The sequence below is a fragment of the Yoonia sp. 208BN28-4 genome (genome assembly GCF_037543925.1).
Lineage (GTDB): Bacteria > Pseudomonadota > Alphaproteobacteria > Rhodobacterales > Rhodobacteraceae > Yoonia.
On sequence record NZ_JBBIFY010000003.1, the window covers coordinates 468,236 to 490,256 of the forward strand.

General features: G+C 58.6%; 19 protein-coding genes and 1 tRNA gene. 7 read left to right on the forward strand and 13 right to left on the reverse strand.

The window, feature by feature from the left end:
- Positions 1-8 precede the first annotated feature (8 nt).
- Complete coding sequence (locus V8J84_RS12400) at positions 9-1,619, forward strand: divergent polysaccharide deacetylase family protein (RefSeq protein WP_339931570.1); 1,611 nt, start codon at positions 9-11, stop codon at positions 1,617-1,619.
- On the opposite strand, the gene trpE is transcribed toward V8J84_RS12400, so the two are convergent.
- The 6 genes from trpE to fabI all read right to left on the reverse strand — a co-directional run bounded on the left by trpE (position 1,620) and on the right by fabI (position 8,388).
- Complete coding sequence (gene trpE, locus V8J84_RS12405) at positions 1,620-3,131, reverse strand: anthranilate synthase component I (RefSeq protein ID WP_339931572.1); 1,512 nt, start codon at positions 3,129-3,131, stop codon at positions 1,620-1,622.
- Between the two features lie 8 nt (positions 3,132-3,139).
- Entirely contained in the window at positions 3,140-4,993 is a 1,854-nt protein-coding gene (locus V8J84_RS12410; RefSeq protein ID WP_339931574.1) for a SurA N-terminal domain-containing protein, read from the reverse strand.
- Between the two features lie 108 nt (positions 4,994-5,101).
- Complete coding sequence (locus tag V8J84_RS12415; RefSeq protein WP_339931576.1) at positions 5,102-6,277, reverse strand: aminotransferase; 1,176 nt, start codon at positions 6,275-6,277, stop codon at positions 5,102-5,104.
- Between the two features lie 149 nt (positions 6,278-6,426).
- The gene (gene gpt / locus V8J84_RS12420) at positions 6,427-6,957 is read right to left on the reverse strand and encodes a xanthine phosphoribosyltransferase (protein ID WP_339931578.1); all 531 of its coding nucleotides are present in this window, start codon (positions 6,955-6,957) and stop codon (positions 6,427-6,429) included.
- A 13-nt stretch (positions 6,958-6,970) separates the two neighbouring features.
- Positions 6,971-7,585 (reverse strand): LysE family translocator, encoded by a 615-nt coding sequence (locus V8J84_RS12425; RefSeq protein ID WP_339931581.1) that lies wholly within the window; start codon positions 7,583-7,585, stop codon positions 6,971-6,973.
- Positions 7,582-8,388 carry an enoyl-ACP reductase FabI gene (fabI, locus tag V8J84_RS12430; RefSeq protein ID WP_339931583.1) on the reverse strand — a complete coding sequence of 269 codons (807 nt, stop codon included), beginning with the start codon at positions 8,386-8,388 and terminating at the stop codon, positions 7,582-7,584. Before fabI ends, V8J84_RS12425 begins: the two co-directional genes overlap by 4 nt.
- A 113-nt stretch (positions 8,389-8,501) precedes the next feature.
- Between fabI and pdxH the strand changes: the two genes are divergently transcribed.
- From pdxH to V8J84_RS12460, 6 genes are all read left to right on the forward strand, one after another.
- A complete protein-coding gene (gene pdxH / locus V8J84_RS12435) occupies positions 8,502-9,104 on the forward strand; it encodes a pyridoxamine 5'-phosphate oxidase (protein WP_339931585.1) in 603 nt (200 codons plus the stop codon).
- Between the two features lie 115 nt (positions 9,105-9,219).
- Positions 9,220-9,744 carry a cold-shock protein gene (locus V8J84_RS12440; protein WP_339931586.1) on the forward strand — a complete coding sequence of 175 codons (525 nt, stop codon included), beginning with the start codon at positions 9,220-9,222 and terminating at the stop codon, positions 9,742-9,744.
- Entirely contained in the window at positions 9,723-10,205 is a 483-nt protein-coding gene (locus tag V8J84_RS12445) for a DUF192 domain-containing protein (protein ID WP_339931588.1), read from the forward strand. The genes V8J84_RS12440 and V8J84_RS12445 overlap by 22 nt, the downstream gene beginning before the upstream one ends.
- A gap of 94 nt (positions 10,206-10,299) precedes the next feature.
- A tRNA-Pro gene (locus V8J84_RS12450) sits at positions 10,300-10,376 on the forward strand.
- A 669-nt stretch (positions 10,377-11,045) separates the two neighbouring features.
- Entirely contained in the window at positions 11,046-14,708 is a 3,663-nt protein-coding gene (locus tag V8J84_RS12455; protein WP_339931590.1) for a vitamin B12-dependent ribonucleotide reductase, read from the forward strand.
- A 262-nt stretch (positions 14,709-14,970) separates the two neighbouring features.
- Positions 14,971-15,786, forward strand: coding sequence for a hypothetical protein (locus V8J84_RS12460; RefSeq protein ID WP_339931592.1), 816 nt, complete (start codon positions 14,971-14,973; stop codon positions 15,784-15,786).
- Here the strand turns inward: V8J84_RS12460 and V8J84_RS12465 are convergent.
- The 7 genes from V8J84_RS12465 to V8J84_RS12495 all read right to left on the reverse strand — a co-directional run bounded on the left by V8J84_RS12465 (position 15,774) and on the right by V8J84_RS12495 (position 21,976).
- A complete protein-coding gene (locus V8J84_RS12465) occupies positions 15,774-16,202 on the reverse strand; it encodes a cupin domain-containing protein (RefSeq protein ID WP_339931594.1) in 429 nt (142 codons plus the stop codon). The genes V8J84_RS12460 and V8J84_RS12465 overlap by 13 nt on opposite strands.
- A gap of 3 nt (positions 16,203-16,205) precedes the next feature.
- Entirely contained in the window at positions 16,206-17,483 is a 1,278-nt protein-coding gene (eno, locus tag V8J84_RS12470) for a phosphopyruvate hydratase (RefSeq protein WP_339931596.1), read from the reverse strand.
- A gap of 40 nt (positions 17,484-17,523) precedes the next feature.
- Positions 17,524-18,420 carry a DMT family transporter gene (locus V8J84_RS12475; protein ID WP_339931598.1) on the reverse strand — a complete coding sequence of 299 codons (897 nt, stop codon included), beginning with the start codon at positions 18,418-18,420 and terminating at the stop codon, positions 17,524-17,526.
- A gap of 244 nt (positions 18,421-18,664) precedes the next feature.
- Positions 18,665-19,078 carry a Fur family transcriptional regulator gene (locus V8J84_RS12480; protein WP_339931600.1) on the reverse strand — a complete coding sequence of 138 codons (414 nt, stop codon included), beginning with the start codon at positions 19,076-19,078 and terminating at the stop codon, positions 18,665-18,667.
- 165 nt (positions 19,079-19,243) lie between these two features.
- Complete coding sequence (locus V8J84_RS12485) at positions 19,244-20,206, reverse strand: zinc transporter ZntB (protein WP_339931602.1); 963 nt, start codon at positions 20,204-20,206, stop codon at positions 19,244-19,246.
- Entirely contained in the window at positions 20,196-21,047 is an 852-nt protein-coding gene (locus V8J84_RS12490; RefSeq protein ID WP_339931604.1) for a PhzF family phenazine biosynthesis protein, read from the reverse strand. Before V8J84_RS12490 ends, V8J84_RS12485 begins: the two co-directional genes overlap by 11 nt.
- Before the next feature lie 101 nt (positions 21,048-21,148).
- Complete coding sequence (locus V8J84_RS12495; RefSeq protein WP_339931606.1) at positions 21,149-21,976, reverse strand: GNAT family N-acetyltransferase; 828 nt, start codon at positions 21,974-21,976, stop codon at positions 21,149-21,151.
- Positions 21,977-22,021 lie beyond the last annotated feature (45 nt).

Here is a 22,021-nt window from a genome sequence, read left to right on the forward strand (position 1 = left end):
GTTCCGATATGAAGGGTTTGTTGTCCGGTGGCGCGTGGGGCGTTGTGATCGGTGGGCTGGCTGTGAGTGCTGCTTCGCTGGTCAGTGAACAGCCTGCTGGCAATGCACCGCCCGCAGCCCCGCAGGTCAGTGCGCCACAAACCGCCGATCAGGACGTGGCGCAAAGCGCACCGCTGGATCAACCCGTTGACAGCGAAGCCAGCGCAGAGCCTGCGACCACAACGCAGCGTGTTGTTGCGCCACAGATCGAAACGCAAGGGATCGTGGCCGACACAGCCCCTGCTAACCAACCTGATCTGGCTGTCATCGCTGATGTGCCCGATGCGCCAGAACCTGCTGCCGCCCCGCAGCTTGCGCTGACGCCCGAAGATCCTGTCTTGCCGAATCCGCAATCTGTTGCGCCACAAGTGCCTTTGGCAGAGGACGATCTTATCGTCTCAACCGTGCCCGCTGCCCCGCCCGCGCCAGTGGTGGTTGAGGTGCCCGATGTTGTGGCAGAGGATACAACATCCGAAGTGACTGACGACGTGGCAGAAGCGCCCGATACAACGACCACTATCGAAACGCCCGATGCGCTGGAAACACCGGAAGGCGTCGATGTGGCGGACACTGCTGTCATCGACACTGCACCGGAGACAGCTGAAGCGCCAGAAGGGCTGACCCCACCAGACGCACCGACCGCGCCGGATACGGCAACAGCCGAACAGGCGGCCACGCCAGCGCCTGTCACGCCCGAGCCAGAGCCAGAAGAGGTGGCAGCCGCGCCGTCCGAGCCTGCGCCAGAGCCAACCACCGATGCGCCTGCGGTTGTGACCATCGTGGCCGAGCCAACAACGGGCTTGCCCACGGGTGACAGCGGCGTGCGCGTCAATCGCTTGGGCGCAACGCCCGAAGAGGCGCCGGAGGAGGAGGTCGCGGCTACAGAAGACGCTGTTGATCCCGATGCGCCAGCAATTGAACGCTACGGCCTGCGTGCCGAGAACCCCGATAACAAACCGACGGTTGCGGTCGTGTTGATTGATGACGGCTCATTCGCAAGTGCTGTTCCGGCTTTGGCAGGGGTGCCGTTTCCCGTCACTGTGATGCTGAACCCGTCATCGCCAGACGCAGCCGAAAAAATGGTTGCCTATCGCGCTGCTGGGATTGAGGTGGGCGTGCTTGCGGCACTGCCAGACGGTGCGCAACCGTCTGATGTCGAGGTCTTTTTTGAAGCAGCCTTTGCCACTTTGCCGGAAACGGTTGCTGTGCTGGATGCAGGTAACGCAGGTCTGCAAAGCGGCGACAACGCCCTGATCGCGCAAAGCATTGCTGCAGTCGCCGAAGACGGGCGCGGGCTGATCACAATCTCACAAGGATTGAATTCCACAGTGCGCGAGGCGGCCAAGGCGGGCGTTCCAACCGGAACCGTCTACCGTGATCTGGATAGCGAGGGGCAGGATGCCCGCGTGATCCGACGCTTTATGGATCAGGCCGCGTTTCGTGCGCGACAGGAAAGCGGGGTCGTGTTGCTGGGCCGTGTACGGGCTGACACGATTTCCGCGCTGATCCTGTGGGGCACGGCAAATCGCGCAGGGCAGGTGGCGCTCGTGCCTGTCACAGCGATCCTGAAAGATCAGTAACTAGCTGTTGCCGCTGCCCGAAAACATTGCGGCGTCTGCTGCTGCCTTGCGGATGGCGTTCGATTTGTGAACGGTTTCCTGATATTCAGCTTCGGGATCGCTGTCATAAACAACGCCGCCACCGGCCTGAATATAGAGCTTTTCGTCCTTCACCACGGCGGTGCGCAAAGCGATGCACATGTCCATGTCGCCATTGGCAGAAAAGTAACCGCAACCGCCACCATAGACGCCGCGCTTTTCAGGCTCCAATTCGTCGATGATCTCCATCGCGCGCACTTTGGGGGCGCCGGAAACTGTTCCAGCAGGCATGCCTGCAAAGAAGGCCGACAGCGCATCCTGATCATCGGCCAGTTCACCCACCACGTTGGACACGATATGCATGACGTGGCTGTAGCGTTCGACGATAAACTGCTCGGTCGGTCTGACCGTACCGATCTTGGAGACTTTACCGGTGTCGTTACGCCCCAGATCAAGCAGCATCAGATGCTCGGCCAATTCCTTCTGATCCGCCATCAGGTCGGCTTCGTTGGCGTTGTCCTCTTCCGGGGTAGCGCCGCGTGGGCGTGTGCCGGCGATCGGGCGGATTGTTACTTCTTTGCCAAAGACCCGCACCAGAATTTCAGGGCTGGCCCCGATGACCTGAAAGCCGCCAAAATTAAAGAAGAACATGAACGGTGAAGGGTTCGTGCGACGCAGACTGCGATAAAGCGCAAACGGCGGTTCACGGAAGTCCTGCACCCAACGCTGGGACGGCACCACTTGGAAAATATCACCTGCGCGGATGTATTCCTTGGCCTGCTCTACTGCATCAAGATAGCCTTGATGTGTGAAGTTGCTGACGGGGGCTGCGGGTTCGCGGGGATCGGCAAGGCTGCGGCTTTCCAGCGTCGCTGGCCGGTCCAATGCGCGCTGCGCGTCCATGACCCGTTCGGCTGCTTGCGCGTAGGCTGCACGGGCTGACAGGTCGCCATTGGCCCACGCCGGAGCCACGAGGATCACATCACCCTTCACACCATCCAGCACGGCCACGACCGAAGGGCGCATCATCACCGCGTCAGGCAGATCAAGCGGATCAGGGTTCACATCCGGCAGGTGTTCCACCAGCCGGATCGTGTCATAGCCCAGATAGCCGAACAAGCCTGCAGAGGCGGCAGGAAGATCGGCGGGCAGGTCGATACGTGATTCTGCCAGCAATCCGCGCAGCGCTGTCAGGGGGTCGTCTTCACAATCAACAAACGCCTCTGGTTCAAAACGCGCCTTGCGGTTCAAGCGGCTGGTCTTGCCGCGGCATTCCCAAATCAGGTCGGGGTTCATGCCGACAATGGAATACCGTCCGCGCACTTCGCCGCCCGTGACGGATTCAAGCATGAACGCATCTTTGCCTGCGCCCGCCAGTTTCAGCATCAGCGACACGGGCGTATCCAGATCGGCCGCAAGACGCGCGTAGACGATCTGGTTTTCGCCTGCGTCATAGGCTTTGGCGAAGGTCTCGAAGTCGGGCAAAAGGGCCATGTCAGACCTTACTGAAGAGAGGCGTTGACGGCGTTGATTGCCGCCTGGTCAAGAACGATGTCAGTGCGCTGCTGCACCTGACCGGAGAACACCTCAAAAATGTCCTGCGCTATGCCAGCAGCAGCGGTGTCGGCAACCGTTTCGCGGTTTGCAGAAGTCTCGGCCTCGTCGTCAGCGGCATAGATGCGGTTCAGTCGCACGATGATCGCGTTGTCGCCAGCCTCAAGCACTTCAATACCACCTTCATCCATCTCGTAGACTGTTTCAGTGAAATTCGGCGGCGTGCCTTCGATAAAGCTCCGACGCGAGATTTCGGGCTCTTCATTGGCTGTCAGACCAAGGCTTTCGAGGCTTGTCAGCGGACGGATCGTGTCTGCAATCTCGAATGCGCGATCCATCACGGCTTGCTTGGTCTGGGCTGCGTCCCACGCGGCAATCAGCGCACCTTGAATTTCTTCTTGCGGCTGCAGGGCAGGCGGCGTGATGCCATCAAGGCGCAGCGCGAAAACGCCACCGTCTGACAGTTCTTCCAGCGAGGCAAAATCGCCTTCCTGCGCGGCCTCTGCGGCGGCGCGGAATTCTTCATAAGCGGCGATGTCGTCGGTTGTGTCAGGGGTCCACGCAAGGCTGCCAAGCTGCAAGTCCGTGCGCTCGGCCAGATCTTCCAGTGTGGCACCCCCAGCCATCAGGTCGGTGATCCCGTCGCGGGCATCATCAATGACACGGCGCGCGCGTGCCGTGGCCAGTTCGGCCCGCAAATCGGCGGTTGCCTCTTCCAGTGTGGTTTCTTCGGCAGACAAGATGGCATTCATCCGGAACAGCGCCGGACCGAGTGATGTATTGAACGGACCAACGATATCGCCCGCTTGGGCGGCAAAGACGGCATCACCTGCGGCACCCAGTTCATCCTGCGCAACATCGCCCATGTCAACATCGGCCAGATCAAGACCACGGTCTGCCACCAGATCGTCAAACGTAGCTTCACCGTTCGTCACACGCGCAAGCGCGGCTGTAGCCTGCGCCTCATCACCAAAGACGAGGCGTTCGACAAGGCGGCGCTCGGGCTGGACGAAATCTGACAGACGTTCGTTGTAAAGTTCGGCAATCGCAGCTTCGTCGATCACGATATCATCCGCGATCATCGCGGGCGTCAGCCACGCATAGGTGATGTTACGCTCTTGGGGCAGCGTGAACAAATCGGGGTTCGCTTCGTAGAATGCGGTCAGGTCAGCATCTGTTGGTCCGGCCTGCGGCTCTGTCAGGGCTGTGGCATCAACAGTGGCCCATGAAATATCGCGCCGTTCTGTGATGTAGGACACCACTGTGTCGGCATACGTGTCAGGCGCTGGCACACCGCCTACGACAGCACCTTGCAACAGGGTGCGTGCGATCTCTTCGCGGATACTGTCCTCGAACTGGGATTCGGTCAGACCGGTTTGCTGCAATGCAAAGCGGTAGGCTTCACGGTCAAATTCACCATTCAGCCCCTGAAAACCGGGCACGCGCAACACTTCGGTCGCCACGCGTTCATCACCCACAGAAATGCCAAGGCTGCTGGCCTCATTGTCCAGCGCGCGGGATGCGACGACCTGACCCAGAACCGCCTGATCAATGCCGAAGGCCTGCGCCTGCTGGAATGTCAGCGTGGTGCCGACTTGCGCCTCGAACGCGCGGATTTGGTCGGTCAGGGCGCGCTGGTAGGTGGCGACGTTAATCTCTTTCTCGCCAACGGTGCCGACGCTGCGGATGTTGCCGCCAAGCCCACCGGTTCCAAAGCCAAGAAGGCCGATGAACAGCAAAATCATGATGAACCAGACGCCGTAGCGTGGGCCCTTCTTTTTTGTCGTGGTCTCGTTGGCCATGCGTGCGTCTGCCCCGTGTCATGCAGGGCGCTTTGGCCCCGTTAGTGTTGGTCGCGAATGTGTAAGGTGCGCATGGCAGGCGTGCAAGGCTTTGGGCGGCGCTTTCACCTAGAATTGCAGCGCTGCCAGCCGTGAAAAGAGCGTCGCAATGCCAGCGCGGTCGATATTGGCGAATGCGATGCGCAACTGCCGTTTCCCGTCTGCGACCTCTGCGGGCATGAACATGGTGCCGGGCAGGGCAAGAATGCCCGCCTCTGCAACCAGCTTTTGCGCTAGCGTGTCCGACGCCATGTCAAACGGATGCCGCACATAGGCAAAATACGCGCCGCAGCCCAAAAGCTGCCATCCCTGATCGGCAATCAGGTGGAAGTTCTCTTCAATTGCGGCGCGGCGGTCCAGAATTTCAAGCCGCTCACCGGCCAGCCAGTCGTCAAGGTTTTCCATGCCCCAAAGCGCTGCGCGCTGGCCAAGCTGGTTGGGGCAGATTGTGACGGTGTCCAGAAACTTCTCAGCCTCTGCCAGAATGTCGGTGGATGCGATCATTGCGCCGACACGGTGACCGGTCAGGCGATAGGCTTTTGAAAAGGAATAAAGCTGGATCAGCGTATCGTCCCAGGCGCCATCAGCAAACAGCGTATGCGGCGGACCTGTTCGGCTGTCAAAGTCGCGGTAGGTTTCATCGACGATCAATTTAATGCCACGCGCGCGCGCCAGATCACGGAAGGCCGACAATGTTTGTGCGGGGTATTCCACGCCTGTCGGGTTGTTGGGACTGACCAAAGCGATGGCGCGTGTGCGATCCGTGATCAACGCGGCAGCGGCATCGGCGTTGGGCACCATGTCATCGCCGCACATCAGGCCGACTGTCTTGATCCCCGCCATGTCCAGCCACATCCGGTGGTTGAAGTAGTAGGGCAGCGGGATGATGACCTCATCTCCTTCGGCACAAATAGCCGATATCGCTGCTGCAAACGCCTGATTACAGCCCGATGTGATGGCAACCTGTGATGACGTAATCTGCCCGCCGTAAGCCCGTGACCATCGGTCGGCGACAGCATCGCGCAGCGCAGGCAGGCCAAGGACCGGGCCGTAAAGATGAGCCTCGGGGTCCTGAACGATCATATCCGCCATGGCAGCCCGCATAGGCGCAGGTGGCGGATCGACGGGGGCCGCCTGACTGACGTTGATCAGCGGGCGATCCGCAGGGTGGGTCACGCCGTCCAGCCAGCGGCGCGCCTCCATGACGGGCGGGGCGAAAGTGGCTTTGGTGCGGCTTAGTGACATGGTCTGATCCAAATGGGCGGCTTGCGCCGCACGCTATTTTATCTGATGGGGGCGCTGCCCCCAAACCCCCGAAGTATTTCGGTCCAAAAGAAGAGTTGGCGCGGGGCCTCGCTTCATTTGGCCTAGAACAACTCCCGCCGGAGGCGTCTTCAATCTTTCCCGCGGTAAGGTTCCACGTACTGCAGCGCCATATCCCACGGGAAGAAGATCCACGTATCCTGACTGACGCCGGTGATGAAGGTGTCCACCTGAGGCTCGCCCGCCGGTTTGGCATAGACGGTGGCAAAATGCGCATTGGGGTAAAGTTGGCGCACAAGTTCCAGCGTTTTGCCGCTGTCCACCAGATCATCCACGATCAGCACACCGGTGCCGTCGCCCATCATTTCGGAATCGGGTGATTTCAGCACCTTGGCTTCGCGACGTTCGTCGGCTTTGCCGCCGCCGGAATAGTAGGACATGACCGAGATCGTATCGACGGTGCGGATATCCAGTTCGCGGGCCACGATCATCGCGGGGGCCATGCCGCCGCGTGTGATCGCTACAACTGCACGCCAGTGTCCGTCGTCGGGGCCTTTGCCATCCAGCCGCCACGCAAGGGCGCGGCTGTCGCGGTGGATTTGATCCCAGCTGATATGGAAGCCTTTTTCGTGGGGCAGGCGGCTTTCGTCTTTAGCGCTCATGGCGGGGGGCCTTTCAAGTAATAGCGATTTTCAGCCCAAACAGGGCGATGAGGGTTCCAAAGCTCCGGTCGATCCACGTTTTGGCGCGCACATACCACGCGCGGGCACGGGGGAGCGAGAAGATACGGGCGACAAACAGATACCAGAGCGTTTCGTTAATAAACACTGCGGCGATGATCGCAGCCTTCCAGATAAGCGGCGTGTCCGTGGGCACGAGGCCTACGAAAACCGCGCCAAAGAAGATCGCGGGTTTGGGGTTCGTGGCAAATGTCAGAAATCCAAAGCGGACCGCACCCCAGACAGATCGTGGACGCACTGACGGATCAGGTTGTTCCATCGGGTCTTTGGCGTGTTTCCACATCATAAATGCGACGAATAATAAAAACGCAGCACCTACAAGTTTCATCGTTGTGAAAAGCGCAGGCACCAGTTCGAACAAAAGCGCGATACCGGCCATTGCAGCGGCAGCCCAAAGCACGGCTCCCAATCCGAAGCCAAGAGCCAGCGCCGCCGCCACGCGAAATCCTTCGGCAGCGGCGACCCGCAAGGCCACCACAAAAGATGGTCCCGGGCTGATGGCAGCAGCCAGATGGATCGCGACAATGGCCAGAAACGCGGTAAGGGTCATTCCTTGGTAATATCCGGCGCGTCCACCGCTTTCATGCCGACCACGTGATAGCCTGCGTCGACATGCAGCACCTCGCCTGTCGTGCCGGAACCGAGATCGGACAGTAGGTACAGTGCAGATTTGCCCACGTCTTCGATGGTCACGGTGCGGCGCAGGGGCGAGTTGTATTCGTTCCATTTCAGAATGTAGCGGAAATCGCCAATGCCGGAGGCGGCAAGCGTCTTGATCGGACCCGCGGAAATCGCATTCACGCGGATGCCGTCTTTACCAAGGTCTTCGGCCAAATACCGCACCGATGCTTCCAGTGCCGCTTTGCACAAACCCATGACGTTGTAGTGTGGCATCACACGCTCTGCGCCATAATAGGTGAGCGTCAGACAGGAGCCGCCTTCATTCATCATTTTTTCGGCGCGTTGCACGACAGATGTGAAGGAATAGACCGAAATATCCATCGATGTCAGGAAGTTCTGGCGGCTTGTATCAACGTAACGGCCCCGCAGTTCCCCTTTGTCGGAAAACCCGATGGCGTGCACGACAAAGTCCAGCGTGCCCCACTTTTCTTTCAGCGTCTCGAAAAGCGCATCAACCGATGCCTCGTCGCTGACGTCACAGGGGATCACCAGATCAGAGCCCAACTGTGCAGCCAAGGGACCAACACGCTTTAGAAGCGCATCCCCTTGATAAGAGAAAGCAAGCTCTGCACCTGCGTCACCACAGGCCTTGGCAATTCCCCAAGCGATTGACTTGTCGTTGGCCAGCCCCATGATCAGTCCACGCTTGCCGCGCATCAACTCTGACGTCATATCCAATCCCCTTGGCCTTTGCGTTCATGTTGCTTGAGGTTTAGGCGATCATGCAGACACCGACAAGGGCGAGGCCAAGACCCGCCATTGTTTCTTTGGAAAGGACCGCAGCGATGGACAGAACCGGTATTTTTGCAGGGGACGATCCTTTTGCGATTGCCCGCAGCTGGTTGGCCGAGGCCGAGAAGACCGAACCGAACGATCCTAACGCAATCGCGCTGTCGACCGTGGATGACACGGGTCTACCCAATGTGCGGATGGTGCTCCTGAAAGATATCGAAGAGGCGGCCTTTGTCTTTTACACCAATTACGAAGGTAAAAAGGCGCAGGAAATCGCGGCGACGGGTAAGGCCGCGTTTGTCATGCACTGGAAATCGCTGGCCCGTCAGGTGCGCGTGCGCGGGCATGTCACCAAAGAGGACGGCGCGATTGCGGATGCCTATTACCGGTCACGGTCACTCAAAAGCAGATTGGGCGCATGGGCGTCACGCCAGTCACAACCGCTGTCGTCGCGTGCGGCCTTGATGGCTGAGGTCGCCAAGGTCACAGCCACGAAAGGAACTGATCCCGAAAGGCCGCCTTATTGGGGAGGATACCGGATCACGCCGGTCGAGATCGAGTTTTGGGCCGATGGCGCCTTTCGGTTGCATGACCGGTTTCGCTGGACCCGAAATACGGTAGATGACGCTTGGTCAGTTGAGCGGATAAGCCCCTAAATTCACGTATCGTGAATGGCAGCGGCTTGCACGCCCCTTATTTTATGGTGTTAAATGGTGAAAAGTCGACCCAATCAAGGGCCGCACAAAATATCGTGCGATAAGGCAGGACACTATGACAACCGAACCGAACGATCCCGTCACAACCGTGACCGGGATTATAAAATGGTATGATCCGGCAAAGGGATTTGGCTTTATCGTCTCAGACGAAGGCGGACCGGACATTCTTTTGCATGCAAACGTGCTGCGCAACTTCGGGCAGGGGTCCGTTGCAGATGGCGCAAGCATCGAGATCGAAGCCAACCAAACCGAACGCGGATTGCAGGCCACCACAATCCTTTCGCTATCGCCCCCCGCCGTCGACGGCGCACCGCTGCGCGACATGTCCACCATTACAGCCGAACAGATCGCAGCAACGACGATTGAACCTGCGCGTGTAAAGTGGTTCGATAAAACCAAGGGCTTTGGGTTTGCCAATGTCTTTGGCGATCCGGCTGACGTTTTTGTCCATATCGAGGTTTTGCGTCAAAGCGGACTGTCGGACTTGCAACCGGGAGAGGCTATCGGTCTGCGTTTGATCGATGGTGAACGGGGGCGCATGGCGATTGATGTGGTTGGATGGGACGTAGCATTGAAATGATGAAAACCGGCTTGGCCGTAATACTGGCGCTGATGGCCCAGCCCGCCGCGGCGGCCTGTTCTGACGGGCGCGTGACTGTTGCGGGTGATTTCGGGCAGGCCCATTTCAGCGTCGATGTGGCGGATGATGCGCAGGAACGCGCGCAGGGCCTGATGTTTGTGGAAAGCATGCCGATTCTGTCAGGCATGCTTTTTGTTTATGAGGCCCCTCAAGTCGCCAGCTTCTGGATGCAAAATACCTTGATCCCGCTCGATATGTTGTTTGCGCAGGCAGACGGAACAATCACGCATATCCATCCAGAGGCGATTCCCGGTGACCGGACCAGTATTCTGGGCGGCGACGACATACAGTATGTGCTTGAGATCAACGGCGGTTTGGCCGCACGCCTTGGGATTAAGCCGGGCGCGGTGCTGCAACACCCCGCAATCGGGCCCGATGCGGCCTTGCCTTGTGACGGTTAAATGATTTGCCCCAAGGGCAGGCAGAAATTAATCACAATTCATGTGCAAATGGGGTTTTCAAACGCGAAAGACCCGACTAAATACAGCCTCGGTCCGGGGCATAGCGCAGTCTGGTAGCGCATCTGTTTTGGGAACAGAGGGTCGGGAGTTCGAATCTCTCTGCCCCGACCATTTTACCCTCACATCACTGGTATTATCTCTGTTCTGCCGCTTATCGCGGTCTCGCAGCACCACATCTTGATTCGACATAGAATCGGTCGCTCTGATTCTCGATCAGGTGCGGCATCGTGGCACAACATATAGACATCTATGGTCCTGCCAGACGCAATACCGTGTGGATTTTGCAGCACCTGCACCAATCCGCCGATGTGTCTAATTTATGTGACACCGGTTATGCACAGCTGCGGATAAAGTTGATCCATTTTGTCAAAGACGCGGGCTAAATGCGTTGTGACGTTGGTAAACTTCCTATCGGTCAACTGTCAGGTTGCGGCGGGTGGCTTGTGGAAAAAATGGTGCATGAATCGGAGCGACCCCGCGGACCCAGACTGCGTGCAATCCGTCAACTGAACATATCTTAAATCTTCGTAAAAATCCCGTTGACCAAACGGCGTCAGATACGTCAGGTTGTGAAAGCTGGCGCGGAACACACTAGATGTGGTGTTGGCACGGGGACGAAGCAAAATGCTGAAGACTGACCTGAATGCCGCGTGATGGCTTCATCACGTGACCGGTTCTGTCTGTCCTGCGTGCCAAGTGGCAGTGCCGACGATGCTGAACAGGCATCATTGACTTGAGACACAGCCGCAACGACGGCGCATTTGAACGGGGCAGTTAGAGATGAAAATCGAACGTAGTTTTACAAGCGCAGGACAAGATGCATATGCGGAGCTTGCTTTTCGCAGTGCCACTTCCGAGATCCGGAACCCTGACGGCAGCATCGTCTTCAAACTTGAAAACTGCGAGATCCCGCAAGACTGGAGCCAGGTCGCCTCTGACGTGATCGCCCAGAAATATTTCCGTAAGGCCGGTGTTCCGTCTGCCACCAAGCGCGTGAAGGAAAAGGGCGTGCCAGAGTTCCTGTGGCGTTCTGTCCCCACCGACGATGCGACATTCAGCGGTGAAACATCCGCCAAGCAGGTGTTTGACCGACTCGCCGGTGCATGGGCGTACTGGGGCTGGAAGGGTGGCTATTTCACCACCGAAGAAGACGCGCAGGCCTACTTTGACGAGATGCGCTTCATGCTGGCGACCCAGCGCGCGGCACCAAATTCTCCGCAGTGGTTCAATACTGGCCTGCACTGGGCCTACGGCATCGACGGTCCCGCACAGGGCCACCACTATGTTGACTACAAAACCAAGAAGCTGACGAAATCTACATCGTCTTACGAGCACCCGCAGCCGCACGCTTGCTTTATCCAGTCTGTCTCTGACGATCTGGTGAATGACGGCGGCATCATGGACCTGTGGGTCCGCGAGGCGCGTTTGTTCAAGTATGGTTCCGGCACAGGCACCAACTTCTCGTCACTGCGCGGCGAGGGCGAGCCTTTGTCCGGTGGCGGTAAGTCATCCGGCCTCATGGGCTTCCTGAAAATCGGTGATCGCGCTGCTGGTGCGATCAAATCGGGCGGCACCACACGGCGCGCGGCGAAGATGGTGATCGTTGATGCGGATCACCCAGATATTCAGGACTTCATCAACTGGAAAGTTATCGAAGAGCAGAAAGTGGCGTCGATCGTCGCTGGCTCCAAGATGCACGAGAAATACCTCAACGAGATTTTCGCGGCGATCAAGGCATGGGATGGCGCCGAAGCTGATGCTTACGACCCCAAGGTGAATACCGCCCTGCAAGCTGCTGTTCGCGCTGCGAAAAAGGTGATGATCCCCGAGACATACATCAAGCGTGTGCTGGATTATGCAAAGCAGGGTTACGCCAAGATCGAATTCCCGACATACGACACAGACTGGGATAGCGAGGCGTATTCGTCCGTCTCCGGCCAGAACTCCAACAACTCCATCCGCGTCACCGACGCGTTCCTGAAAGCTGTTGAAGCTGACGCCGATTGGGACCTGATCAACCGCAAGGACGGCAAGGTCCAGAAAACCATCCGTGCCCGCGAGTTGTGGGAGCAGGTTGGCCACGCCGCTTGGGCCTGTGCCGATCCGGGCATCCAGTACCACGACACCGTTAACGCATGGCACACATGCCCCGAAGATGGCGAAATTCGCGGCTCCAACCCGTGTTCCGAGTATATGTTCCTTGATGACACGGCTTGTAACCTTGCGTCGATGAACCTGCTGAACTTCTACAAGGACGGCGAGTTTCAGGTTGAGGACTACATCCACGCCACACGTCTTTGGACTGTGACGCTGGAAATCTCGGTCCTGATGGCGCAATTTCCGTCCATCGCCATCGCGCAGCGGTCCTATGACTTCCGCACGCTGGGTCTGGGCTACGCCAACATCGGCGGTCTGCTGATGAACATGGGTTACGGCTATGACAGCGACGAAGGCCGCGCGATGGGTGCTGCCCTGACCGCGATCATGACGGGCGTGTCCTATGCCACCTCCGCAGAAATGGCAGGCGAGCAGGGGCCGTTCCCCGGGTATGCCAAGAACGCTGACCACATGCTCAAGGTCATCCGCAACCACCGCAACGCGGCTTATGGCAAAACAGACGGCTATGAGAAGCTGGACGTGAAGCCTGTCGCACTCGACCACGCCAACTGCCCCGACCAGCGCCTGATCGCGCTTGCGACAGAGGCGTGGGACGAAGCACTGGCATTGGGCGAAAAGCACGGCTACCGCAACGCGCAGGTCTCTGTCATCGCGCCCACCGGCACCATCGGTCTGGTCATGGATTGTGACACCACAGGGATCGAGCCTGACTTTGCACTGGTGAAATTCAAGAAGCTGGCTGGTGGCGGTTACTTCAAGATCATCAACCAGTCTGTGCCAGCCGCACTTGATACCCTCGGCTACGGCTCTGCCCAGATCGAAGAGATCATCGCCTACGCTGTCGGTCACGGTTCCATGGGGCAGGCGCCTGCGATTAACCATACGTCTCTGATCGGTCACGGCTTTGGCCAGAACGAGCTGGACAAGGTGGAAGGCGCGCTCAAATCCGCATTCGACATCCGCTTTGTGTTCAATCAGTGGACGCTCGGCGAGGATTTCTGCCAGAAATCGCTGGGTATTCCGGCCGAAAAGCTGAACGATCCAACCTTCGACCTGCTGCGCCACCTTGGCTATTCCAAAGCAGACATCGACGCGGCCAACGACCACGTTTGCGGCACGATGACACTGGAGGGTGCACCGCACCTGAAGGAAGAGCACTACAGCGTGTTTGATTGCGCCAACCCATGCGGTAAGAAGGGCACGCGTTATCTGTCCGTCGACAGCCACATCCACATGATGGCCGCCGCACAGTCGTTCATCTCTGGCGCGATCTCCAAGACGATCAACATGCCAAACGACGCGACAATCGAGGACTGCCAGAAGGCCTACGAACTGTCATGGTCGCTGGGTGTGAAGGCAAACGCGCTCTACCGTGACGGCTCCAAGCTGTCGCAGCCTTTGGCCGCCGCACTGGTCGAGGATGACGACGAAGCAGCCGAAATCCTTGAAAGCGGCAACCACCACGAGAAAGCGACCGTTCTGGCCGAAAAGATCGTCGAGAAGATCATCGTCAAAGAGGTGCAGAAATCGCACCGCGAGAAGATGCCGGAGCGTCGTAAGGGTTACACACAGAAAGCCATCGTTGGTGGTCACAAGGTGTATCTGCGCACTGGCGAATACGAGGACGGCAACCTTGGCGAGATCTTCATCGACATGCACAAGGAAGGCGCTGGCTTCCGTGCGATGATGAACAACTTTGCCATCGCCGTGTCCGTGGGCCTGCAATACGGTGTGCCGCTGGAGGAGTTCGTGGATGCATTCACATTCACCAAGTTTGAACCAGCAGGCATGGTGCAGGGCAACGACAGCATCAAGAACGCGACGTCGATCCTTGATTATATCTTCCGCGAATTGGCTGTGTCCTACCTCGACCGCACCGATCTGGCGCACGTAAAGCCTGAAGGCGCTGCATTCGACGACATCGGTCGCGGTGTGGAAGAGGGCGTGTCCAACGTGGCAAGCCCGTCCGAGGACGCAGCAAGCCGTAGCCTTGAGGTGCTCAAGCAGATTTCCTCAACCGGTTACCTGCGCAAGCGGATGCCGCAGGAACTGGTTGTGCTGCAAGGCGGGGCAGGTGCGACAGCTTTCGACGGTGACACCGTTGCTGCGCTGCAAACGCTGGTGCCTGATGTCGCCGTCGGTCAGTCGGTGGAAGCCACACTGACAAGCACGACAACTGTCGCGACTGGCATGGACGCCCGCGTGAAGGCAAAAATGCAGGGCTACGAAGGCGAAGCCTGCGGCGAATGCGGCAACTACACGCTGGTCCGCAACGGCACCTGTATGAAGTGCAACACCTGCGGCGGAACATCCGGCTGTAGCTAAACGAATTACGGCGCGCGGCACCCGTCGCGCGTCAGTCTCCCGAGGTGGCTGAGGTCACCTTCGGCGCGGATCGGGCCGCAGGCAAAAAACACGAGCGGTATATATATCGAGCCCGATAAGCGAAACTACGGGGTCCCTTCGGGGGCCCCTTTTTTCTTGCGCGATCAAGGGCGGCTTGAGTAGCCTTGGTGCCATTGTAACTGACGGCATTGGCACGATTTGGGGGCTTGAGATGTTTGCATTTAGAAAAACAGGATTTTTGATGGCAGCGCTGGCCGGATTGGCAGCTTGCGGTGGGGCGTCAACGGGGCCGGACGTTGGGGAGCAATTCATGCTGGATCCGATCACCTTTACCGTCAACGATAACCGTCTGACGTTTGATCCCGACGCCCCAGATGATCTGGTTGAATTGAATGGCGTGAACGTATCGCGCTCAACCGATCCGCGTGTGGGTGACGGGTCAAGCGCCGCGCGGGTTTTGCGGGGTTCCACAGGCTATCTGACCGCGCGGGCCAACCGTGTGCAGACGTTTGCTTTTTATACGGCTGGTGACCAATTTAGTGCGCGGGGCAATTACGGCGGTATCTATGGCCGCACTACGCCTTACACACTGGCCGCCGACACGTCAGCATCACTTACAGGGCGTTACGCGGGTATGCTGATCCGCGATCTTGGACAAAGCGGCGTACAAGGCGTGCACAGCACCGTCAGCGGTGATGTGGAACTGGACATTGATCTTGAAGGTGACGGGATCGACGCCATGATCACCAACCGGATCGAGAGCAGGGTCGGGGCGCCTTCACGAACGCTGAACCTGTCCGACCTCACAATTACAGACGCCAATGTGGCTAACAACGGCGTATTTGTGGGAAGTCTGAGCGGTGCGTCAACGCAGGTTCGTTCACCCTTGAGCGATTTTGCATTCCTCACAACGCGCCCGTCCAACGGAGTTTTCGAAGGCGTTGTTGGCGGACGCGACGGAGATGATCCGGAAGTCACGGGCGTGCTGGGACTTGAACATCTCAACACCCTCGGCGTGACACTATACAGTGAGCGCGGCGTTTTCTACGCTGAATGACGTGGGATATCAAAGCCTTCTGGCGCGAGTTTGAAGCCTGCAAAATCAAACCCCGGTGACACGGTGCAACTGACCAGCGTCCAGTCGCCGGTCGTGCGCGCCGCTTGCCAATGGCCGGTTGGCACGATGCCTTGCGGCTGCTGACCCGACAGCAGATCGGGGCCAAGCGTGATATCTTGTGCGGGACCAACGTCGGTTTGAGAGACTGACAGGATCAGCGGTGCGCCCGCGTGATAGAACCAGATTTCTGCCGCATCAACGGTGTGCCAATGGCTTGCTCCGCCGTCGCGCAGCAGGAAATAGATTGCGGTGCCCGTGGGCCGCCCGTCATTGTCGGCAATCCACGTCTGACGATAGAACCCGCCCTCCGGATGGGGGGCGAGGTCCAGTTTTTCGATGATGTCGTCAGCCGTCACGCCTTACCCCTTAAGGATGGAGCGACCCGCGTAAACGGCTGTCTCGCCCAGCAATTCCTCAATACGGATCAGCTGGTTATACTTTGCCAGCCGGTCCGAGCGTGACAGCGAGCCGGTTTTGATCTGACCGCAGTTGGTCGCCACAGCCAGGTCGGCAATCGTCGCATCTTCGGTCTCGCCAGAGCGGTGTGACATCACGTTGGTAAACTTTGCGCGGTGCGCCATGTCGACGGCCTGCAAGGTTTCGGTCAGCGACCCGATCTGGTTTACTTTCACCAGCATGGAGTTGGCACTGCCTTTGGCGATACCATCAGCAAGCCGGGCAGGGTTGGTCACAAAGAGATCGTCACCCACCAGTTGCACCTTGTCGCCGATCTTGTCTGTCAGCATCTTCCAGCCGTCCCAGTCATCCTCTGACATGCCGTCTTCGATGCTGATGATCGGGTAGTCGCTGGCCAATTGCGCCAGGTAATCGGCGTTCTCTTCCGACGTCAGCGATTTGCCTTCGCCCTTCATCTCGTACTTGCCGTCTTTGTAGTATTCCGTCGCCGCGCAATCGAGAGCGAGATAGATCTCCTCACCGGGCTTGTAGCCTGCCTTTTCGATAGACTTCATAATGAAATCAAGCGCATCGCGGGTAGAGCTCAGGTTCGGGGCAAAGCCGCCTTCGTCACCGATACCCGTGTTGTGGCCTGCCGCAGACAGCTCTTTTTTCAGGGTGTGGAACACTTCGGCGCCCATGCGGATCGCCTCTTTCACGTTCTCTGCCGCAACGGGCATGATCATGAATTCCTGAATGTCGATCGGGTTGTCGGCATGCTCGCCACCGTTGATGATGTTCATCATCGGCACGGGCAGGGTGCGCGCGGATGTGCCACCGATGTAGCGGTAAAGCGGCTGCGCGGTATATTCGGCAGCGGCCTTGGCCACGGCTAGCGAAACGCCAAGGATCGCGTTTGCGCCAAGACGGCCCTTGTTTGGCGTGCCGTCCAGTTCGATCATCGCCATGTCGATGCTGACCTGCTCTGTCGCCTCGTAACCAAGTAGGGCCTCTGCAATCTCGCCATTCACGGCCTCAACCGCTTGCTGCACGCCTTTGCCCATATAACGGCCTTTGTCGCCATCACGCTTTTCGACAGCCTCGTGTGCGCCTGTTGATGCGCCTGATGGCACAGCGGCGCGTCCCATGGTGCCGTCTTCCAGCACGACATCAACCTCGACGGTGGGGTTGCCACGGCTGTCAAGAATTTCGCGTGCGTGAATGTCGATAATCGTGCTCATAATATGGGCTCCTGCTTTGATGTTAGCGGTATCAGTTGGTCTATAACGTGGGTTGCGGGGCTTGGGAAGCGCGGCGCAAGCGTGCCTCGCGCATCAGGGTGTATATGCCAGAGGCGACAATGATAAATGCGCCCAGCAGGGTCAGCGCGTCGGGGCGTTCACCAAAGGCGAGCACGCCGATGATCAGGGCAAAGACAAGACGGGAATAGCGGAACGGGGCCACGATCGACAAATCGCCGATCCGCGTGGCTGCGACGATGGCATAATAGGCCAGCACGCCGATGATGATACCGGCGATCAGCCGCAAACTGTCCACGGGCCCAGGCATAACAACGCGATCACCCGTAACGCCGAGCCATAGCAGAACGCAGCCAGTCGCCATGGCCGCAACAAAAGCATAAAACGAGATCTGCCGAGACGATGTGGCAGCGGGCAACCGCCGCGTGGCAAGATCACGCCCCGCCAGCCCAAGCACACCCACAACCGCAAGCAGCGATTTGGCGTCAAAGCCGTCCATTCCAGGGCGGATAATCAGCAAAACGCCTGCCAGACCGATCAGGATCGCCATCCAGCGCCGCCAGCCGACGGTTTCGCCCAGAAAGGCGGCAGCACCCAGTGTCACCACCAGCGGCGTGGCCTGCAAAATGGCCGACGCGGTCGAAATTGGCGTCAGCGCAATGGCGGCGATAAACCCCATCGTGCCGATAAACTCGCAAAAGTTGCGCACGATCATGGCCGGATGCCAGATCACCGGTGACCACAGCACGTCGCCCTTCAGCTTGGCCAATGTCCCGAAAATCGTTGCACCGCCAAGGCCCAGCAGGATCAACACCTGACCCACAGGCATCCCGCCGGCCATCTGCTTAATCAGCATGTCCTCGACCGCAAAGCCCAGCATGGCCAGAACCATCAGGATACTGCCGCGAAGATTGTCCATGCGCTGCCCTTGCTGCTTGCCTGCACGTCCCGCCTAACGCGTCCTTGCGGGAATGAAAACAGGTCAGGAATACCCGCCTTGGCGGATTGCACAGATCGCCGCAGACTGGAGGCATTGATACAGCACTTTGATCTGGGGAGATTGTTATGAAATTTGCAGTAATTGTTGTGGGATGGGCCATTGCCACAGCCATCGCAGGACACGTGTCCGCCGCCGAATTCACGCCGCTTTTGCCTACAGTCTTCTAGGTTTTCTTCAGCGGAACGCCGTAGAGTTCAAGCCGGTGTCCGCGAAGCTGATATCCCAGCTTGGCAGCGATCTTTTCCTGAAGCGCCTCGATGTCGGCGTCAAAAAATTCGACCACTTCGCCAGAGTTCACGTCGATCAGATGGTCGTGATGTTCGCGGTCCGCCGTTTCATATCGCGCGCGCCCGTCACCAAACTCGTGTTTGTCCAGAATATCTGTTTCTTCCAGAAGCTTTACAGTGCGATACACCGTTGCCAACGATATACGCGGATCAACGGCAGAGGCGCGGTGATACAGCTCTTCCACATCAGGATGGTCGTCAGCCGCTTCCAGCACAGCGGCAATCGTGCGCCGCTGTTCGGTCATCCGCAGTCCTTGGGCTTCGCACCGTGCAAGAATTGACTTGGCCATGCTGCTTTCCGGCTCCCTTTGACAGTATTCGCCTTCTAGCGGCGCACACCGCGAATTTCCAGTGTCGGGCGATGCATCATTTTGCCAAAAATACTCAAATCAGCGGACGGCGCAGCCGTCCGCCCCCGGGCGGCGTGCACCGCACGGCGCAAAACCCGTACCGGGTCAAAACCATTTGATGATCCGCAATACCAAATAGACCAGTACGCCCAGTCCCACCATCGCACCGCACAGGATTGCAAAGGCTTGCGGGTTCTCGGTGCCGGGCATGCCTGCGACATTGACCCCGAATACGCCCGTCAGAAATCCCAGCGGCAGGAAAATTGCAGCAATGACGGATAGGACATAGCTGTTGCGGGCCAAACGTCCTTCCAGATGCAGGTCAATATGATCGGACAGTGCGTTCAGGCGATCTGCGACCTCGTGCACTTCATCGACCGACCGTTTGGCGCGGTTTGCCGTGTGGCGCAGGCGGTTGCGAAACCCTTTTTCGATCAGGGGTGTTTCGACCCGCGCAAGATCGGCCAATGCCTCTGACAGCGGGCCGATGTGACGGCGTAGCGTGATGACAGAGCGCCGCAAGCGGGCAAGTTGCGGCGGGGGGGAATCGCCCTGATCATAAACCGTGATTTCCATGTCGCTTGCGCGATCCTCAAGATCAAGCGACACCGTTTCGATGCGATCAACAAGGCTCTCGGTGATCCGCGCAATCATGCGTGCGGGCGTAGGCGGCGCATCATTCTGTGCAATCTGGTCGCGCAGATCATCCAGCGCAAAAACCCGCATCTTACGCACGCTGACCACCAGATCGGCGGTGACCCACAGGCGAAGCGACACCATATCCTCAACCTCGGCGCCATCGTTCAGGTTGATCCCGCGCAGTGTGATTGTCAGCCCATCGTCGTGCGTATCCACACGCGGCCGGGTTCGTGCCGCAAGCAGTGTTCGGCTGGCCAGCGGCGGCAGTTTGTCTTCGCACCATTGGGCAAGACCGTGCATCTGCAAGTCCGTGTGCATCCAGCGCAGGCTTGCGCCTTCACATGGGACGGGGTTGCTGTCGGGGGCGAACGTCGCCGTGCCGTCCGGCCAGATATCATAGGCCAAAAGCGGGGTGAAATCAGATGACAAGACGCCCCTCCATCGTTTTGACAGCATTGCCTGAAATGGTGACCGACACAGGACCGGGCAACGTCGTCTTGGCGAAAATGGTCGAGGGGCGGCCCATGTCCTCACCCTGCCGGATCGTGAGCGCCAGCGGCGTCTGTGCGATCTCGGTCAGAAGTGCGGCAAGGGTTGCAGATGCGCTGCCGGTGGCGGGATCTTCGGGAATGTTGTCAAGCGGCGCAAACATGCGAGCGTCGATCGTGTCGCCGTCGCGGCAATAGGCAAATAGCGCAAAATCCAGCCCGGCGGGATGCAATTGCGCCCCTTCGCGAATGGCGTCCGTAACAGGTTGGCAGCGTCGCAAGGCATCACGATCCCGCAGGGCCACAATGACAAAGGGCAATCCAAGGGACGCTTGCACAGGCGCATGTGCCGACTGGTCAAGATCATCAGGCGTCAGCCCTAGCGCCCGCGCGACGAGATCGGGTGACGGCTTTGCCAGCCGCTCAAGCGGGGCGGTGGTCACAAAGGACGCAACACCGTCGTCAACCTGACAGGCAAGCGGGCCGATACCCAGTTCCAGTGTCATGGCCGGTCCATGACCTGTATCTGTCAGTGCGATGATCGTGCCAATGGTCGGGTGGCCCGCAAACGGGACTTCGGTGGTTGGCGTGAATATACGCACGCACGCGGTATTGGCAGCGTCTTGAGGTGGATACAGAAACACTGTTTCCGAGAAGTTGAATTCGCGCGCGATCTTTTGCAGTTGATCCTCGGGCAGGGTGGTGGCGTCCGGAATTATCGCAAGCTGGTTGCCGCCGAATGCATGGTCTGTGAAGACATCGTAAACGACAAATTCGGTCATGGTTTGGGTCCTGTACACGTGGGTGTTTGGCCGAAACTTGCACGATCACGGCGCATGGTGCCATGCCCAATGATAAAAATAGCTGGCCCCGCTGCAATCGGCTACAGACCCAACCGCAGCCACGTACCCCCTAAAGGCCGTGCAACCGCGCCCGATCCCAGCTTGAAACGCGCCAGATGCGGGGCGTTCAGGGTGTCGATCCGTCCCAAATCAAGGCAGGCATATCCGTGCTGTTGGTAATAGGTCATCGCGTGCGTCATCAGCAGCGCGTGCCAGTTGCTTTTGCGCGCCTCCGTGTTTGCCCAACCGATGTGGTAGGTTGCACGTGGTTTGTGATGCAAAAATAGCAAAGCGGCAGCAGGTCCGTCTTTGCTATGCGCGATGAACAGGCGCGACGCATCGGCCCCTTGCGCGACATACGCCGATGTCAGCGCCCGTGGGTAATTGCGAAACCGCTTGGCCTTTTGCTGTGCTGCATCGGCATCCAGAAGCCAACCGTCCTGCGCGGGGCGAAATCCGCGGTGTTGCACGCGCGGCGGATTATTTTCCGCTTTGCGCCACCGATTGCGCCACTTTTGCTGCATTCCGTCTGCAAGATCAGGATCGCTAAGGTGCCTCTCGGCGATGGTGGCGGGTGTCATGATCTGCCGAAAGCCGGCTGCTTTTAAAAGTGCCGGATCGCCATGTTCCGCGTTGAGGATACGCACTTTATGATCCCTCAGGGCCTGATAGTCCGCTAAACGCGCGGCAGGGTCGGGGTGCCAAGCGGGACCACGTGTGACCAGACGCAACTGTCCAAGCGGTCCATAATCCTGCGCGGTGATGATGCAGCCCTCATTTTCGACGATCACGCCACAGTGGTGAAGCGCTGCGGCAAATGTCGGGTGCTGTTGGAGCGGCTGCCCAGTTGTCAGAACGGCGTGTTTCATAACAGCGTTAAGCCATTGGAAACCTAACAGCCGGTAAACTTGGCA